The sequence below is a fragment of the Luteolibacter algae genome (assembly GCF_042683045.1).
Classification (GTDB): domain Bacteria; phylum Verrucomicrobiota; class Verrucomicrobiia; order Verrucomicrobiales; family Akkermansiaceae; genus Luteolibacter; species Luteolibacter algae.
Genome location: NZ_JBHUIT010000008.1, coordinates 219,303 through 234,327, shown reverse-complemented (window position 1 = coordinate 234,327; position 15,025 = coordinate 219,303). Strand labels below are relative to the sequence as shown.

Sequence of the window (15,025 nt, the reverse complement as noted above, 5' to 3'; positions counted from 1 at the left end):
CGGGGCTTGAACATCGGCGGGGCCAGCCTGACAGGTTGGCAGGCGTTTTTCAACAGGCTGCTAGCGTTCGATTCCTGGATTTTCCACAAATTTGACTTCTTCCGTATCTTCGGAGATTGCTGCCCTAATTGGAAAATCGAAGCCTTCGAAACGATTGCCTTCGATCGTGATATCTTCGCAATAGTTCAAATCGATCGCAGGCAATTCCGACCATTTCGGATAGAGCGAATCCTTTGTTACTATATTTCCGGTAATTTCCAAACCTTCCACAGAAAGACCGTGGACGAGCAGTCCGTTGAAACTCTTGAGACGATTGTTTCTAAAGCGGATGTTCCGGTGATATTTTTCATCACCCAGTCTCTGTTCTTCCCGGAGCAGTGGGGATATATAGAGCGGATAGCCCGAGCCTTTTCCGTAACCGATGTTCTCGAAGACATTGTTCTGAATCGTGATGTCCCGGACGCCACCTGACTCATACCAGCTATTGTTGTCCCCTTCGATCAGGATGCCATGCATTTGTGAAGAGAAGACATTATCCTCCACCAAAACTTTGCCTTTGGTGGATATAAGCGCACTGCGGGCGCGGTTATCCCGTATGACATTGTTCTTGAACACAAGGTCAGGATACCAGCTGAGGTTTTCCATGGATAACAAGCCTGCCGGCAAATCGTCGGGCACCTCCGCAACCGTTATCGACAGAAGGCTCTCATCGTGGATTTCCACCTTCTCAACTGTCGTCTCATAGATTGGTAGCACGGTTTCGCGCGATGTGATCGCTACTTTATCACCAGCTTCCGCAAAAATTAGGCCTAGCTGCTGACGGTGGTTGATCTCACACAGAAATGTTCTATTTCCCTTGTATTCGTTGATTTTAATATAGACACCATGGACGTTGATCCCGTCATCCGCCATGTGCTCAAACCTACAATTCCGGACATCCACCAGTCCTTTGCACCTAAGAAAATGGGTTGCATCTGCCCGCGTTGCCAAAGTCCTCTCATCGGTGGAGGTGACGATGACTTTGTCCAATTCGATATTCTCGGAACGCTCCGCAATCAGCGCCATTCCACCGGCGGCGTAGACTGTGACGTTTTCTATTCTGGTGTTTTTGGTGCGGTCCAGATGAATTGCCTGGGCCAGCCGATTGGTAGGGGCATTGCCGTAGGTGCAGATCACGGCTCCCACCGGAGGCGGGACCTTTGTAGCATTTTTCAAGCTCACCGTATTCTCGCCAAGTTTGGTTGCTTTCGCTTGCTTTCCTCTGAGCTGATAAAGCTGTGTGTCCCACAAAGGAGCATTTGTTTTAGGATCAAACGCAACATTCTGCCCGATCTCATCCTGCCAATCATAGTGATTGAAGAACAATTTCTGATCTTTGATTTCAAAACCATATTTCATCGGGCTGATCTCGGCTACGAAACTGTTATCAGCTTCGTTGCGCTCCAACACTTTCAACTCATGGTGAAACGGGGTTTCCCAATCGATGGAAAAATTTTGCAAGATCACCCCGCTGGAGCCTTCCACTACGATCGGCGACATCCTGCCATGAAACATAAAGGTCGATCCACTTCCTTCCAATGTAAAATCTTCATACCCGAAAACCGGGAAGGCGATCCGTTTCGGCCCGTTGTCGTGATTGGTCACCGCGCGATAGATTTCGACCGCGTTTTCCGGATAGAATTCATAGGTTCCTTTCGGAAAAACCAAGGTGATATCTGCCTTTCCTTTCAGCGAAGCGAGAAGTTCATTAACTTTCTGGGAGACATCCGTTCCCGGCAATATGCCATGATCCGCTACGTTGATTGTCTCCGCTTGTGCGCTCTGAAACGCCAATATGAATGCTGTAAGGAAAAGTTTTTTCATAGATGTCCGTTCAGAATACGCTTGCCGGGCCCGAACTGGGACAATTCCACCGATGAAACCCATGTGGAAGAATGGCTCTCAGAACCTTTGTCCAATGATTATCGTAGCCACGATCAATGCCGTGGCGGAGGCGATCAGCACGGCACCTGCAGCCATATCTTTTGCCCGACGTATACGCTCCCGCCGCTCTTCCGATACCTCGTCCGCCAGTTCCTCCAATGCGGTATTCATCGCTTCTGCAGATAGCACCAGCCCAATACACAAGCTCACAGCCATCCACTCGCTGCTTGAAAATCGAAGCAACACTCCCGCGATCAAGACGATTGCAGCCGCAGCCAATTGCAGCTTTGCATTGGCTCCCAGCAACAGCATTTCCCTCACGCCGCGCAATGCATGGGAAACGGATCTGATACGGCCTTTCAAAATGGTAAAAATCATGCGACGGGGCTGATACGATCACCATTTATGGCACATTTTCCAACTCTTTCCAAAGTTGAAGAAAGGCATCCTTTACACGACGCTCTACTACTTTCCCGGTAGGAGGGAAATTTCCTGCAGATTTTTTGACAACATTCCTCAAAATCATCGGTATCATTCTTAAGCCACTGATAATCAAGGGCAACGCTCCATAGAAAATCAGTCTTTCACCCAGACAGAATCATCATGAACACACGAAGAACTTTCCTGCAACAGATGGGAATGGTAGGTGCATCACTCGCGGGCAGCACCAAATGGCTCAAAGCGGCTGAGGAAGCAGGCATCGAACTCCCTTTTGAAAACGGATCAAGGGTTCTAAAGGCTTTTCCGGGTAAGCGCCCGCTAATCGTTTTGACATCCCGCCCGCCCCAGCTCGAAACCCCATTCGAAGTTTTCAATGGTGATATCCTGACGCCGAATGACGCATTTTACGTGCGTTATCACCTCGCCGGCATCCCTCTCTCGGTGGATACGGAAAGCTTCCGGCTGAAGGTCAAAGGTTCTGTAAAAAACGAGTTGTCACTTTCCTTGAAGAATTTGAAAGAGGACTTCGAACAAGTGGAAACCGTAGCCGTGGCCCAATGCTCCGGCAACAGCCGTGGATTCATGCAGCCCAGGGTCGGGGGCGGCCAGCTTGCGAACGGCGCGATGGGAAATGCGCGATGGCAGGGAGTCCGTCTGAAAGACCTTTTGGAAAAAGCCGGAATTTCTCCAGAATCGCAGCAAGTGTCCTTCGATGGAATGGATCAGGCAATTATCGAGCAAACTCCGGATTTTGTTAAATCCCTTGGGATCGAGCAAATAATGGACGGCGAAGTGATGGTCGCTCACACCATGAACGGAGAAGATTTGCCGATGCTCAATGGTTTTCCTCTGCGCTTGGTCGTGCCCGGTTATTATGCGACGTATTGGATCAAACACCTCCATGAGATTACAGTCCTGGAAGATGAATTCGAAGGTTTTTGGATGAAATCCGCCTATCGCATCCCTGAAACTCCAAACGCCTGCCTGCCACCCGGCCAGAGTCCTGCCTCCACAGTCCCGATCAATCGGATGAATGTCCGTTCTTTCATTACCAGCCATCTCGACGGCGCCACGGTGAAAAAGGGAGAAAAGCTTACGATTCGCGGTATCGCATTTGATGGCGGTGAAGGAATCAAAGAAGTCCAGTTTTCCCCGGACGGGGGGAGAAGCTGGAGAACCACAATGCTGGGTGAGGATCTGGGAAGATACTCTTTCAGGGAATGGACTGTCTCCTATAGCCCGGAGATGAAAGGCGTGTCGGAATGGAAAGTCCGCGCCATCAACCGTGTGGGAGAAAGCCAACCCTTCGATCCATTGTATAATCCTTCCGGGTATATGCGGAACGTTGTGGAAACCACGAAAATCAAAACCGCTTGAGATGATGAAACGCTTTTTATCCCTTACGTTGCTCTTCCTTTGCTCGGCTCTTTCCCATGCCGGGGAAAAGTCCATCACCCTCCCTATGGAAACTGCAAAATTGAAGCCTGGAAAAGGAGCCGACCTCACCACGGCCTACTGCATGATCTGTCACTCGGTGGAATACATTACCACCCAGCCAAAGATGCCGCGCAAATTCTGGGAGGCCGAAGTGCTTAAGATGAAAGAAAAATTCGGAGCGCCAGTTCCGGAAGCCTCGGTGCGGGAACTCGTCGACTATCTCACCCAAGCTTACGGCAGCAAGTAGATCGGAGCGGTTTCAAGATTCCGGCAGGCGCTTCCCTTGGCCCGCTTTCGTTTTCATTTGTGCCAACTTGAAAAACGGGCATAACGTGGAGTCATTGCTTCATGAATTCACACCCAAACGATCCACTTCACGGTTACACATTGGAAACCATCGTTACCCGTTTGGCGGAGGAATATGGCTGGGACGAGCTTGCCGACAGGATCCGGATCCGTTGTTTTGCCAATGATCCCTCGGTAAAATCCACTCTGAAGTTTCTCCGCAAGACGCCATGGGCGCGCAAGAAAGTGGAAATTCTCTTTGCGGAAATGGTAGATCGCCAAGAGCGGGAACTGTGAATCCAGCGGCCCGCTTCGAATTACGGTGGGTTATCCATAAACCGCTTTCCATACCGGGCAGGAGGCATGATCCACCTCGCCTCCGTTACGGTATTTTTCCAGGCGCTTTCTTGATTCCCTTGCAAGCATTTGGCGCACCTCCCGCCGCTCGCCCTTGATTCTGGCAATGTGCATATTGTCGTATGCCGTGGTCTGATGCCTGAGCCAAGCGATCGTTGCCGCCTCGGCACGTTTTTCAATCGGGATTCGTTTCGTTCTTGCAACGGTGCCGCTGCCCACCGGAGTCGCATGAGCGGCAATAAGGCCGGAAAGCTTTTCTGCAATTTCATCAAAACAATAATGGAAATTGAGGAAATTCTTCACCGATCCCACGAAGTCTTCCACGTAAGCCTCCTCCGCCTTCGCTCTCCGTTTGCGGCCGGCCTCCAGCTTTTTTTCATAGGCGGGATCTTGCCGCTCTTTCTCCAGCTCTGTCCGGAGTGCCGCCAACCTCGCTGCCGGTGCCCAAATGCCGCGCGAAGTGAGCCGTTTTTTATACATCTCCTTCACCGTCCAGCTCGGCCCGTCCTTCTTTATTCTACGGCTCATCGCTGCATCCCCCGGCGGCAAAAGCGCCCAGTCCGCAGGAATCTTCAGCTCTCTGCCCGATTGGGACAATACGTATCCAGGCTTCTTGCATGGGCGAACTTCTAGGGTCTCGTGCGACATGCCGGAACCCTACGCCCCCCTAGATTTCCCGGAAAAGCCTAGAAAGTCTTAAATATAAAAATTCCCCTCTTCGAAGCTGTAAGTGACTGATTTCCTGAACTTGGCATTGCTTCTCACAAAACCGGCGCCAATCCAATTGAATGTTCAGGAAAATTTTTACCCTTTCAAGATTGACAACGCTCTCTTGTTGTTGAGACTCAGTCGCAACAGCGGCTTCGATGAATTTCGCCGCTTTCAATTTTCCAAAAATGAAAATGCAACATTCTTCACCTGACACCGACGCAAAGCCGAGCACTGCTCCAAAAAATTTGAGAAACGATCACGGCAAAGATTTCTTTGTCATGACAGGCACCCTTCTCGCGCTGAGTCAACTGGGAGCCAATGCCGCGCCCGCTGCCCCGGAAGGCGAAGCCAACTCCGCCGAGGACAATGCTGAGGTTCTTCCAGAGCTGGTGATCCAGGCGGATGGTAGCAAGACCCTCTATAAACCTGAGAAACTCACCACCGGGAAATACACGGTGCCTCTTGTCGATGTTCCGCAGACGGTCAACGTCGTTTCAAAGGAAGTCATCAAGGAACAGGGAGCAACCAGTCTCCGCGAAGTCCTCAAAAACGTCCCCAGCATCAGTATCCAGGCGGGCGAAGGCGGCGTCCCACCGGGTGACAACCTTTCCATCCGCGGATTCAACGCCCGGACCGATCTTTTTGTCGATGGAGTGCGTGACTTCGGGGGTTACAGCCGCGATCCGTTCAACATTGAGCAGGTCGAGGTCGCAAAGGGTCCATCTTCCACCAATGCGGGACGTGGATCAACAGGCGGTTCTGTAAACCTTTCGTCGAAGACTCCGCACCTCGGCAACGCCTACGGCCTGCTGCTTGGCGGTGGATCCGATAGCTACGGCCGGGCCACTCTCGATGTGAACCAGGAAATCAAGGGGCTGGACAACGCGGCCTTCCGTCTGAATGCGATGTTACACAGCCAGGACACACCGGATCGCGACCATGTTTCGCAAGAGCGCTGGGGTATCGCTCCTTCGATCAGCTTCGGCCTGGAAACAGATACCAGACTGACACTCAGCTACTTCCATTTGGAACAAAACAACGTCCCTGACTATGGTTTGCCGTGGGTAAGCTCATCCGTCCCCGGTCTTTCCCCGGGCTTGGCTCCGGTCCGCGACAGCAATTGGTATGGATTGGTGGATCGTGACTTCGAGGACACAAAGACAGATATCTTCACCGCCATTTTCGAGCATGATTTCAATGAAAATCTGAGACTTAGCAACGTATCGCGTTACGGTCGCAATGAAATCGATCTCAGCGTCACCGCGCCACGCTTTGTCAGCGGCTCCACCGATATCCGCCGCAGTGACTGGAAAAACCGCGACCAGACTGATACGATCCTCTCCAATCAGACTGATCTCCGTTACGATTTCCAAACGGGAACGGTGAAGCACGAGCTCATCGCCTCTATGGAATTTTCCCACGAGGAATCGGAAAACCGGATCCGGGAGGATCTGAACTCCGCCTCACTTCCCGATGCGGATCTTTATAACCCGAACCCCTTTGGCTACACACCAAATCTGGCCTATACTGGTGAGATTCGCGACTCGGAGGCAGATACCATCGCTTTCTCCCTCTTCGATACGGTGAAATTGAATGAAAAATGGATTCTCTCCGGTGGCTTGCGCTGGGAATCATTCGATGTCGATTATGATCAGCGTGCGGCAAACAGCGCCGGCGGTGGCACAACCAGTCTGAGCCGCTCCGATGAGATGCTGAGCTACCGTGCTGCGGTCACTTATAAACCCCGTGAAAACGGCAGTGTCTATCTTGGCTACGGCACCTCATTCAACCCTTCCGCGGAAGGTCTCACTTTGAGTGATTCCGCCACATCCAGCGCAAATATCAATACCGATCCCGAAGAAAACCGCACCATTGAGCTCGGCACCAAATGGGACCTTCTCGATGAGCGCCTGCTCGTCAACGCGGCAGTCTTCCGCACAGATAAGACCAACGCCCGGACCCAGGACCCCGCCGATCCATCGGATTTCATCACACTCGACGGAGAGCAACGTGTGCAGGGCTTCGAGTTTGGCTTCACTGGCCTGATTACCGACGAGTGGCGTGTGCTCGGTGGATACACCTATCTTGATAGCGAAGTCAGATCTTCAGCCGACCCGAACGAGGTGGGTCTGGAACTCAGCAACACTCCAAGACATTCATTCAATCTCTGGAGCGTTTACGATCTACCGAAAGGCTTCCAGGTCGGGCTCGGTGCCAACTATGTGGATAGCCGGACGAACTCCACTACCCTGAGCCGCCTTCAAACCGCGCCTAGTTATGTGACCTTTGATGCGCTTGTCGGCTACCAGCTCAATGAGAACGTTAGCTTCCGCCTCAATGTCTACAACCTTGCGGACAAGGACTATGTCGATCGTGTGGGTGGCGGCCACTACATCCCGGGCGCCGGCCGTTCTGCGACTCTCACTGCGGAAATCTCCTTCTAATAGAATCGCCTTTATGCTCGTTAAAATTCCTAACGTTCTTACCCCTGAACAAGTCGCTGAGGCGCGCAAGACGCTTGATGAAGCGGACTGGGTGGACGGCAAAGTAACTGCCGGTCACCAATCGGCAAAAGCGAAGGATAACATGCAGCTGCCGGAAGGCTCGGATGCGGCGAAAAAGCTGGGAGCAATGATTCTTGCCGCCTTGGGCAAAAATCCACAGTTTCTCTCCGCGGCGCTTCCGCTGTATGTCTTCCCGCCGCTTTTCAATCGGTATGCCGGCGGTCAATCCTTCGGAACCCATGTCGATAATGCCATCCGGCAGAATATGACCACCGGTCAGCGCATCCGCACGGATCTCTCAGCCACTTTGTTTTTTGCAGAACCTGAAGAATACGATGGCGGCGTGCTTTGTATCGAGGATACCTACGGCACCCAGGAAGTGAAGCTCGCCGCCGGTGATATGGTTCTTTACCCATCCACCAGCCTGCACCATGTCACCCCGGTGACACGCGGGGCAAGGGTCAGCTCTTTTTTCTGGCTTCAAAGCATGATCCGTAGCGATGAGCAACGCACCCTGCTCTACGATTTGGATCTGGCGACGCAACGTCTGGCAGCTGAATGCGCCGGTATTGAGGCGGCGGAAAAGAGCACTGTCCAGCTCACTGGAGTCTACCACAATCTGCTCCGCCAATGGGCGGAAATGTAAGATGAAAATCATCCGCAAAAGTATCTTCTGGCTGCATCTTGTTGTTGGGCTGCTCGCTGGCGTGTTGGTGCTGGTCATGGCTGTGACCGGCATCACACTCGCCTACGAGCGGCAGCTCACCGTGCTCGCAGACAACTTCGGGATCGACGCACCGGAGGATGCACAGCAACTGGGCATCGAGGAAATACTGGCCTCCCACACGTCCAAACCACCGTCCTCGATCACCGTGGAGAGCGATCTCTCACAGCCGGTTGCCCTGCAATATGGACGGGAGAAAACAGAATTCATTCATCCTTACACCGGAGCATCTCTGGGTGAAGGGAACACAGTGGTCCGCTCTTTCTTCAAAACGATGCTGACATGGCATCGTTGGCTCGGCCGGGAGGGAGCGCAGCGCGATATGGGCAAGGCACTCATCGGCGCGGGGAATCTGATGTTCCTCTTTCTGGTCGTTTCCGGCATCTACCTTTGGTTTCCCAAAAAGTGGTCGGTTAAGGGATTGAAGGCCGTGACGCTTTTGCAGAAACGTCTCAAGGGACGGGCCCGGGACTGGAGTTGGCACAATGTTTTCGGCTTTTGGGCAGCTCTTCCACTGCTGATCGTTGTATCCTGCGGGACCGTCATTTCCTACCCGTGGGCCACGGCCCTGGTGTTCAGTATTGCCGGAGAAAAGATGCCCCAGCGGAAACGTCACGGTGGTGGCGATCATGGGGAAAACAAGCCTCTCAGCACCGCTGGACTCGATGCCGCCCTCGCGTCGGTCAAAAATGCAAATCCTGATTGGGAAACGATCCAGCTTCAGCTCCCGGCAGGGAAAGCAGCCAAGTTCACGGTGTCCGATTCCCATCGGGGCAGACCGGACAAACGCCGCGAAGTCATGGTCGAAATGCCTACCGCCGAAATTCTCAAGACCGAGGGTTTCGAGTCGTTCGGCACCGGCAGAAAGGCCCGCACCTGGATCCGCTGGATCCATACGGGAGAAGCCGGCGGCCTACCGGGGCAAACCATCGCGGGACTCGCCGCCGCCTCCAGCATCATTCTGGTCTGGACCGGTTTCGCCCTGGCGTGGCGCAGGTTCACCAAACGTAAGAGCAGGAAAACGGATACACCTGCGACCGCATGATCTCCATGGTAGATTCCAGTGAGCTTGTGCGTGCTGGTATTGCTCACCTTGAGGACGGGCAATGGCATGCTGCCATTCGTTGTTTCGATGAAGCGATCATTCTCCGCCAGGCAACCGATTGGAAGAGCAACCCTGCCGATGCCTGGGGACTGGCAGCCGCTTGGATCAACCGCAGCGATGCAATGCGCGCGATCGGTTACCTCCCGGACGCGATTGAGTCCCTGCTGAATGCGATTCGCGCGATGGATTTTGTGCCGCTTCCGGATCATCCAGCCTATCCGGAGCGGTTGATCCTTGCTTGGACGAACCTTGCCGCATGCCACGCGGACAGCCTACAGTTCCAACCGGCCTATCGTGCTTTTTCCCATGCGGAAGAACTGCTGAACACATGGGGCAGGGATCTCACACCTACCCGGCGATTTCTCGGAGCGATGGTTCATACGAACCGCGCTAGACTCCTACTCAGCGAAGGTAACCATATTGCCGCATGGCAGGATGCCAGCCTAGCGGTCGAGACGCTCAGGGATCTGGAGACAGAGCCAGAAGCCATCCCGGCAGCGATCCAGGCCCGAGGGGTTCTCTGCACCGCCTTGGCACAGCTACTTGAGGACCCGCGCTCCGCGGAACTGGAGCAAGACTGGATCGCGCGTGCTACCGATTCCGCCGAGGAGGCCCTTATCCTGGCAAGATCCGTGGAGTATCAGGGAGAATGGCTCACCGGGTTAGTCCGCTACTGCGCAAAAATCTACCGGATCTGCCAGCCGCACTTTTTAGCTGAGTTCATTCTGGAAACTTGTGCGCCTCCGCTTTTTCCAGACATGTCCAGCTCCCTGAAAAATGATCTTCTCAGCGAGCTGGCACTGGCAAAGTCAGATCTGATCTTGCGTATTTCCGGAAGCTCCCACGAGACTGATTTTATGCAAACCCAGCTCAAAATCCTACGTTCGCTGCAATTTGCCGAAAGTGAACTTGCCAAGTGATCTGAGAACGCGAAGTTCGGGGGAAATGACACAGAAAGCATCATCCCCCACCCCGGCCATTGGCATCATCGGAGGCAGCGGACTCTATGAAATCGAATCTCTGGAATCGATCGTCCGCCACCGGATTGAAACTCCCTTTGGCGAGCCCTCGGATGAAATCATCGAAGGGCGGCTATCAGGTCGGCGGGTTTGTTTTCTACCCCGTCATGGCCGTGGCCATCGCTTGCTGGCGCATGAGATCAATCATCGTGCGAACATTTGGGCGCTGCGCTCACTTGATGTCCGTTGGGTGGTTTCCGTCACTGCCGTCGGCAGCCTTCGCGAAGAACTTGCGCCTCGCGATGTGGTGGTTCCGGATCAATTGATGGACCGCACGGGTAAAGGAGACCAGCACACTTTTTTCGGGAACGGAATCGCGGCCCACGTTGGCTTTGCGGATCCATATAGTGGGGAAATGAGGAAACAACTGCTCGCGGCCGCCGCCCAACACACAGGAAAACTCCATGACGGAGGCACCTATGTCTCGATGAACGGTCCTGCATTTTCCACCAGAGCAGAGTCCAACATGCATCGCGCGCTTGGCTTCGATCTTATCGGAATGACAAATGCCGGCGAAGCCCGGCTTTGCCGCGAAGCGGAGATCGCGATGGCTACGATGTGTCTGGTAACTGATTATGACTGTTGGAAAACCGATGAAGCGGCTGTGGATGTCTCCGCGGTGATTGCCAATCTTCATGCAAACTCGGCACTCGCGAAAGAAATTATCAGCAGCATTATCCCGTTGATTCCGGAGCAGGCGGATTGGCAGGAACATACCGCGCTCGATACCGCCATCCTCACACAGCCTGAAAATTGGCCCGCGGAAACAATCGGGAATCTCAGCCCGATCTTGCAACGTTTCCTCTAAGCGGGGCCTCGAAAAGTATTTCCGCCGGGAGATTTAATGGAATTAACCGGAATTGGAAATCTCTCAGACCTATGAAAAAGCTACTTCTCCTATTTTTCGCTATCACTTTGACGGGGCTCGGCGCGGCGTTCGACCATACGCACTCCGACTTCACAGCCGTCCTGAAAAAGAGGGTCAAAAACGAGGAGGTTGATTACCATGAGCTCAAAGCCTCGCCCGGCAAGCTTGGAGCCTACCTTGTTGCGCTTTCGGAGGTTACTGAAAAGGAATTCGAAAGCTGGAACGATGACCGCCAAAAAGCGTTTCTCATCAATTTGTATAATGCGGCAACGCTCAAACTGGTCATCGACCATTATCCGGTAAAAAGCATCAAGGATATCCGCAGCCCATGGAAACAGAAGCGTGTCAAAATTTTCGGCAGAGCCGTAAGCCTCGACCACGTGGAGCATGAGATGCTTCGCAAAAACTACGATGATCCACGTATCCACTTCGGCGTAAACTGTGCTTCCGGCGGGTGCCCTGCCCTGCGTGGAGAGGCCTTTCAGGCCGCCAAGCTAGACTCCCAGCTTGATGAACAAGCCCGGAAATTTCTGGCAGATGGCAATAAAAACCGTATCGATTCCGGAAAAGGTATTTTATATCTCTCCCCCATTTTTGATTGGTTTGAAGGCGACTTTGTCGGGAAATCAGGTTCGGTGGAAAAATTTATCGCTCCGTTTCTATCCAGTGCCGGTCGCAAATCCGTCGAAGCAGGGAGTTTGAAAATCAAATACACGGATTACGATTGGTCGCTCAACGGGCGGTAACCTTCAGTGAAAATCCCCCAATCTTGAAAGACAGAGCCGCTCACGTCCTGGTCATGACCCGCTTACCGCGTGAGGGTCGCAATAAAACGCGCCTGATTCCGGCTCTGGGATCTGCTGGTGCTTCAAGATTTCACGATCGGCTCGCCCGTCACTCGATTGCCCGCGCTTCTGCCTACTGCCAGATTGCAGGTGCTCACCTCACAGTTTTACTCGAAGGAGGAGGACCATTCGACGGGCGGGAATGGCTGGGCGATTGGGACTTGGACTGTCGCGGACAATGCGAGGGCGACCTTGGTCGGCGGATGCATACAGCCATTAGCAACGCATTTGCAGAAGGCGCCGGATGCGCGATTCTGATTGGCACGGATTGCCCTTCCATTGATGAGGAGATTTTCTCGGAAATCGCCCGATTGCTTACGAAGAACGATCTCGTCTACGTTCCAGCGGAAGATGGCGGATATTGCCTGATCGCGATGAATCAGCCATATTCCTGCGTTTTCCACGATATCCCGTGGGGAAGTGGAACCGTATTGGAAAATTCTCTCAGAGCAGCGAAAATCGCGGGTATCAAAACAGCGCTGAGTGATCCGCTTTCCGATGTGGACCTTCCGGAAGACCTTCTCCATGCGAGAACAAGCCTGGAAAGAGGCGCTAGCATCTCGGTGGTTATCCCGACTTTCAACGAGGCAGAAACCATCGCACCACTTATCAAATCGCTCGCGCATCCCCAAATCGACGAAATTATCGTCGCCGACGGTGGCAGCACCGATAACACACGGGCAATTGCCATTAGAGCGGGCGCAAAAGTGATTTCGACGGATAAATCCCGGGCGAAGCAAATGAACCAAGGTGCTATGTTGGCTCAAAGCGAGTTCGTTTGCTTTCTACATGCGGACAGCATCCCTCCAAAGGAGTTTGCTGCTGAAATTTTATCAATATTGAATACCCCGGGCGTAGCGGCCGGCGCGTTCCGTTTCCAATTAGGCGGAGAGAAAATCGCCATCGCAGCAATCATGGAACTATTTGTAGACTTGCGATGTCGTATCTTTCATACGCCATACGGAGACCAGGGAATATTCGTCCGGTGCTCCATATTCAATCACCTCGGAGGCTTTCCCGATCTACCGATTCTCGAGGATCTCTATCTGATCAAGAAACTATCAAAGATCGGAAAAATCCAGATTTCCAGAGCTTCCATGGTGACTTCTTCCCGGCGATGGGAAAACGGAGGGATTCTTCAGACATTTCTCCGCCATCAGCTCATCTTGCTGCTGGATCGGTTTGGCTTTTCTCCCGGAATCCTGGCAAAGCTCCGTTGATAAATGGTCATTGATCTTCCAGCGGCTGCAGACTCACAGATTCTACTTTCTCGATAACATCCACGGCCGTCTCTGTTGCCTCGCTCGGCCCGCCATCGCCAATTTCCAACGCTTCACCGTCTTGATTAAGAAATTTCTGTGAGCAATTCACGGTCAGAAGTAGATCAAACTCTTTTCCACCCTTCGCCTTTACCGCGATTTGATACGGAGCCACCCTGGCTCCACCCATTTCAGTCCAGTGCCTCCCGAGCCGGACTGCGGATCCCGCAGCATCGAAATCGAGCGTTGCGCTCAAATATTTCCATAAAGATTCATTCTTCTTCAAGAGCTCTATAATTTGCCCCCTGTCCACGGAGCCACCCGCAAACGCTGGAACGATCAGCATCCAACAAAGAAATCCAAGACAGAGTTTTTTCATAAATATGAAATATCCCTCTTTTCATCGGTCCGTCAATCCCGCTCAAAGCGCTCAAAATCACTTTTCTTCGTGACCCATCACCGCAGCCAGCTTAGAAGGCGTGCACAGCAATGGCAGGCAAGCTCACATATCAGCAGGCAGGAGTGGACACGCGTAAAGCCGCGGCACTCGTCGGAGACATCAAAAGTCACGTCAAACGCACTCAGACACAGCGCAAACTCCTAGGAGCTTTCGGCCTTTTCGCCGCATGCTACGATCTTAGCGAATACGACCAACCCGTGATCGTGACGGGTTGTGACGGCGTTGGGACCAAGCTTGAGCTCCTTTTGGAAAAAGACATGCTGGAGACTGCCGGCAAAGACCTCGTCGCAATGTCGGTAAATGATATTTTGACCACAGGCGGGGATCCTCTTCTCTTTCTGGACTACATCGGCATTGCCGCCCTTGATGAAGAAAAAATCACCCGTGTCATCGGTGGCATGGCAGATTACCTGGAGGCTTGTAACTGTATTCTCGCAGGTGGCGAAACTGCGGAGATGCCGGGTATCGTCCCCACCGACGTTCTTGAGCTTTCCGGCTTTTGCATTGGCTGTGCTGAAAAGAAAGATCTGATTGATCCCACGACTTTGGAAATCGGCGATGTGCTCATCGGCTATGAGTCAAACAGCATCCATGCAAACGGATGGTCGCTTGTCCGTCGCGCACTTAAGGAAATGGGTCCGGGCGTTGTTACCGAGGAAGAGCTCGCCGCATGGCTGGAGCCAACCCGCCTCTACGATGATGTCGTTAATGATCTCAAGAAATCCGGTGTCAAACCGAAGGCAATGTCGCACATCACCGGCGGTGGACTCCCGGAGAACCTCGAGCGCCTCTTCGTTGGAATGGGTGCGGATCTTACCATCCCGAAATGGAACCTTCCCGGAATCGAAAAACTGCTCGATCAGGTCGATGCGGAAGATCGTTTCCACACTTTCAACATGGGGATTGGCTGGGTTGCAATCGTGGCGGAAGCGGACGTTGAAAAAGCACTCGCTGCCGGGCCCGGCGGACATGTTCTGGGCAAAATGAATGCCACCGAGGGCGTGCGGGTTACCGTCGCCTCCTGATCTCCGTTTGACCGTTTCAAGACCACCCCTTGCAGTTTCACGTTTTAGACTTAGTCTTCTGA

General features: G+C 53.0%; 15 protein-coding genes. 11 read left to right on the top strand and 4 right to left on the bottom strand.

All coding sequences use genetic code 11. The annotated features are described in order from the left end of the window. Positions 1 to 60: 60 nt before the first annotated feature. The gene (locus tag ACFSSA_RS07825) at positions 61 to 1,863 is read right to left on the bottom strand and encodes a right-handed parallel beta-helix repeat-containing protein (protein ID WP_386819872.1); all 1,803 of its coding nucleotides are present in this window, start codon (positions 1,861 to 1,863) and stop codon (positions 61 to 63) included. 78 nt (positions 1,864 to 1,941) lie between these two features. Next, positions 1,942 to 2,301, bottom strand: coding sequence for a diacylglycerol kinase family protein (locus ACFSSA_RS07820; protein ID WP_386819871.1), 360 nt, complete (start codon positions 2,299 to 2,301; stop codon positions 1,942 to 1,944). 225 nt (positions 2,302 to 2,526) lie between these two features. Here ACFSSA_RS07820 and sorA point away from each other — a divergent pair, with 225 nt between their 5' ends. The 3 genes from sorA to ACFSSA_RS07805 all read left to right on the top strand — a co-directional run bounded on the left by sorA (position 2,527) and on the right by ACFSSA_RS07805 (position 4,383). Beyond that, a complete protein-coding gene (gene sorA, locus ACFSSA_RS07815; protein ID WP_386819870.1) occupies positions 2,527 to 3,741 on the top strand; it encodes a SorA family sulfite dehydrogenase catalytic subunit in 1,215 nt (404 codons plus the stop codon). Position 3,742: 1 nt separating this feature from the next. Continuing rightward, complete coding sequence (gene sorB, locus ACFSSA_RS07810; RefSeq protein ID WP_386819869.1) at positions 3,743 to 4,048, top strand: SorB family sulfite dehydrogenase c-type cytochrome subunit; 306 nt, start codon at positions 3,743 to 3,745, stop codon at positions 4,046 to 4,048. A 101-nt stretch (positions 4,049 to 4,149) separates the two neighbouring features. After that, positions 4,150 to 4,383: a VF530 family protein gene (locus ACFSSA_RS07805; RefSeq protein ID WP_386819868.1), complete on the top strand. Its 234-nt coding sequence runs from the start codon at positions 4,150 to 4,152 to the stop codon at positions 4,381 to 4,383. 30 nt (positions 4,384 to 4,413) lie between these two features. Here ACFSSA_RS07805 and ACFSSA_RS07800 read toward each other — a convergent pair whose 3' ends face one another. Further along, the gene (locus ACFSSA_RS07800; protein ID WP_386819867.1) at positions 4,414 to 5,091 is read right to left on the bottom strand and encodes a DUF2293 domain-containing protein; all 678 of its coding nucleotides are present in this window, start codon (positions 5,089 to 5,091) and stop codon (positions 4,414 to 4,416) included. Between the two features lie 248 nt (positions 5,092 to 5,339). Between ACFSSA_RS07800 and ACFSSA_RS07795 the strand changes: the two genes are divergently transcribed. The 7 genes from ACFSSA_RS07795 to ACFSSA_RS07765 all read left to right on the top strand — a co-directional run bounded on the left by ACFSSA_RS07795 (position 5,340) and on the right by ACFSSA_RS07765 (position 13,439). Then, positions 5,340 to 7,598: a TonB-dependent receptor gene (locus ACFSSA_RS07795; RefSeq protein ID WP_386819866.1), complete on the top strand. Its 2,259-nt coding sequence runs from the start codon at positions 5,340 to 5,342 to the stop codon at positions 7,596 to 7,598. A gap of 13 nt (positions 7,599 to 7,611) precedes the next feature. Then, positions 7,612 to 8,304 carry a Fe2+-dependent dioxygenase gene (locus ACFSSA_RS07790; RefSeq protein ID WP_386819865.1) on the top strand — a complete coding sequence of 231 codons (693 nt, stop codon included), beginning with the start codon at positions 7,612 to 7,614 and terminating at the stop codon, positions 8,302 to 8,304. Position 8,305: 1 nt separating this feature from the next. Further along, positions 8,306 to 9,427 (top strand): PepSY-associated TM helix domain-containing protein, encoded by a 1,122-nt coding sequence (locus ACFSSA_RS07785; protein WP_386819864.1) that lies wholly within the window; start codon positions 8,306 to 8,308, stop codon positions 9,425 to 9,427. Next, positions 9,424 to 10,407: a tetratricopeptide repeat protein gene (locus ACFSSA_RS07780; protein ID WP_386819863.1), complete on the top strand. Its 984-nt coding sequence runs from the start codon at positions 9,424 to 9,426 to the stop codon at positions 10,405 to 10,407. The genes ACFSSA_RS07785 and ACFSSA_RS07780 overlap by 4 nt, the downstream gene beginning before the upstream one ends. Positions 10,408 to 10,432: 25 nt before the next feature. Beyond that, positions 10,433 to 11,314, top strand: coding sequence for an S-methyl-5'-thioadenosine phosphorylase (mtnP, locus tag ACFSSA_RS07775; protein WP_386819862.1), 882 nt, complete (start codon positions 10,433 to 10,435; stop codon positions 11,312 to 11,314). 71 nt (positions 11,315 to 11,385) lie between these two features. Then, positions 11,386 to 12,120: a DUF547 domain-containing protein gene (locus tag ACFSSA_RS07770; protein ID WP_386819861.1), complete on the top strand. Its 735-nt coding sequence runs from the start codon at positions 11,386 to 11,388 to the stop codon at positions 12,118 to 12,120. A 23-nt stretch (positions 12,121 to 12,143) separates the two neighbouring features. Beyond that, positions 12,144 to 13,439, top strand: a complete 1,296-nt coding sequence (locus ACFSSA_RS07765) for a TIGR04283 family arsenosugar biosynthesis glycosyltransferase (RefSeq protein ID WP_386819860.1) — start codon at positions 12,144 to 12,146, stop codon at positions 13,437 to 13,439. A gap of 7 nt (positions 13,440 to 13,446) precedes the next feature. Here the strand turns inward: ACFSSA_RS07765 and ACFSSA_RS07760 are convergent, their stop codons facing one another. Beyond that, positions 13,447 to 13,857, bottom strand: a complete 411-nt coding sequence (locus ACFSSA_RS07760; protein ID WP_386819859.1) for a hypothetical protein — start codon at positions 13,855 to 13,857, stop codon at positions 13,447 to 13,449. A gap of 110 nt (positions 13,858 to 13,967) precedes the next feature. Between ACFSSA_RS07760 and purM the strand changes: the two genes are divergently transcribed. Then, on the top strand, positions 13,968 to 14,963 hold the full coding sequence (gene purM, locus ACFSSA_RS07755; RefSeq protein WP_386819858.1) for a phosphoribosylformylglycinamidine cyclo-ligase: 996 nt from the start codon (positions 13,968 to 13,970) through the stop codon (positions 14,961 to 14,963). Positions 14,964 to 15,025: the final 62 nt, after the last annotated feature.